The organism is Paraburkholderia sp. BR13439 (assembly GCF_040948805.1).
GTDB classification, from domain to species: Bacteria; Pseudomonadota; Gammaproteobacteria; order Burkholderiales; family Burkholderiaceae; genus Paraburkholderia; species Paraburkholderia youngii.
In genome coordinates, this window is the sequence record NZ_JBFPKN010000232.1 from 1 (window position 1) to 251 (window position 251).

Genomic DNA, 251 nt, shown 5'->3' on the forward strand with positions numbered 1-251 from the left:
TGTACCTTACTACCGCGCTTGCGCTTATAACCGTCATAACCCGCACGCGGGCCGCTCTCGCAGGTCGACTGTATCGTGCGGCCATCGAGGATGACCGCGCTGGGCTGTCCCCGACGGCCCTGTCCCACGCCTATCACCGAGCGCAGGTCACTCACCATGCTCTCAAAGCAGCCAGCCTGCAACCAGCGTTGAGTCTGCTGATACACCAACTCCCACGGCGGGAAATCATTGGGCAGCATCCTCCACGGCGC

The 251-nt window shown here is 62.5% G+C and carries 1 protein-coding gene; it reads right to left on the reverse strand.

Going from position 1 to position 251, the window contains the following annotated elements; all coding sequences use genetic code 11:
* On the reverse strand, positions 1–251 hold a 251-nt coding region (locus tag AB3X96_RS43000), incomplete at both ends, for a transposase (protein ID WP_368594468.1).